Below are 2,009 nucleotides of genomic sequence, written 5' to 3' on the forward strand. Positions count from 1 at the left end.
GAACGAGGCGTGCTCGCGGATCTCGGCGTTGGTTAGGTTTCGACCGTCGACGAACAGCCGCAGAGGCGAATCCGCCCGTGGCTTGAAGGAGGCCTTCAGGCCGACCTGGGTGTAGCCGTCGGTCGGTGTTTCAAAGGCGGCGACCCGATCCTGGCCGGCGACCCGGCGCACGTCGAGCGTGGCCTCGAGCCGAGGCGTCGACCATGTCGCCGAACCCGAAACCGCCCAGGGCGGCACGCGGGCGGGCGCGCCGGCGTCGGTGTCGCCTCGAACCCAGTCGGCCACGCCGTCCAGGTGCAGGGCCTGCTCCCCCGAGCGCCAAGCCTCGAAGCCTCCCTCAAGCTCCACGCCCTGGAAGCGGGCGCCGGTCTGAAAATACTGGAAGACGGGCAGACCGTCCTCGACCGCGCCGGTCGGGGCCTCCTCGATGAAGCCGTCATAGCGCGCGCCCCACAGATGGGCCTCGGCGTGCGCCCGGTCGGATTTCCAGCGGACCGTGGCTTCCAGGGACAACACGGTTTCGGAGTCGAGGTCCGGCGCCCCCAGCTCGAAAGCACCCGTGCCGGGATGGGGCCGTTGGCGAAGAGTTCGAACTCGGTCGGGGCCCGACCGTTACGCGACAGGCTCAGGGCGTAGAATAGGTTGCCGGTGGGCTTGAGGAACACCCCCAGCGAGGCCGAGACATTGTCGAAGCTGCGCTCCTGGGCGGCGGTGGTGAGGGTTCGGCGGTCCAGCCGCAGGCCGGTGTCGACGCCCCAGGTGTCGCGATCCCAGCGCTGCAAGGTGAAGACGCCGTATTCCTGGATATCCGTACCCGGCACGAAGGCCTCATCGCCGATCGCCTGGAACCCCCGCGACAGGGCCTGGAAGCCGATGGCGCCCTGGTGGCCGTTATGTTCGCGATGGACCAGTTCGACCCGGCCCTCGACGCCGTCAGCCAGGAACCGGGTGCCGGTCTCGCCGGTGTCGACCAGCACCTCGGCGTGCTCATAGTCGGCATAGCCGATCGAGACGCGAACCTTCTCGAACAGATCGCCGTCGAGGGCCTGTTCGCCTCTCAGGTCGTAGCGGGTCTGTTGCAGGTGAATCGAGATCGGGCCTTCGGCGTCGGGATCGATCGGAGACAGGATCTGGGCGTAGGGCACACCATAGGTCGTGTCGGTGCGCTTGACCGACAGGCCGAAAAAGCCCCGGTCGTGGACATAGGAAACCCCGGCGCCATAGGCGTCGACCTCGACGTCGGTGTTGCGAACCGTCTTGTCCGGGTCGACCGTCAGGCCGTCTCGGGTCGCCAGGCGATCCGTGACCGGCGCCACGGGCACGGCGTAGTCACCGGTCTGGCGGTGGGCGGCGTCGAGGGCGAAGACCAGGGGGCCCGCCCCGAATTTCACGGCGCCGCTGATCGCCAGGCCATCATCGACCGACGATGCCGAAGCCGAGACACGCCCCTCCGGACCGTGGTCGGCCGGCCGTGAGGGCACCCGGTCATCGATCATGTTGACCACGCCCCCGATGCCCGAGCCGCCATAGGCCAGGGTCGAGGGGCCGCGCAGGACTTCGATGCTGGAGGCTTCGCCTGGGTCGGAGGCCACGGCGTGGTCCGGTGACAGGGCGCTGGCGTCCACCTGACCCACGCCGTTCTGCAGCACCATGACCCGAGGGCCCGACAGGCCGCGGATCACGGGGCGCGAAGCGCCAGGCCCGAAAAAGGTCGATCGCAGTCCTGGCAGGCCATTGAGCACATCGCCGATGCCGGCGGGCGGGGCGAGGTCCAGCTGTTGGCGCGAGATCACGTTGACGCTGCTGGTCACGGTGTCGAGCGAGACGGCGTAGGGGGCCGCCGTCACCACGACCTGCGAGACTTCCGTGTGCTGCGGAGCGTCGGCCGCGCTGGAAGCGGACGCGGTATCGGCGGCGCGGGTGGCGTTGGCGGCGGACAAGGCCAGCAGGCTGACGGCGGCGAAGGCAAAGCGATAGGTCATGGAAGGACGCCCTTGGAGCCAGGAGAG

The 2,009-nt window shown here is 69.1% G+C and carries 1 pseudogene; it reads right to left on the bottom strand.

The annotated features are described in order from the left end of the window. Positions 1-1,982: pseudogene (locus CSW58_RS12250) on the bottom strand (TonB-dependent receptor); the annotation flags it as partial. Positions 1,983-2,009 lie beyond the last annotated feature (27 nt).

Origin of the sequence: Caulobacter sp. B11, from assembly GCF_002737765.1 — a bacterium.
Taxonomy (GTDB): Bacteria; Pseudomonadota; Alphaproteobacteria; order Caulobacterales; family Caulobacteraceae; genus Caulobacter.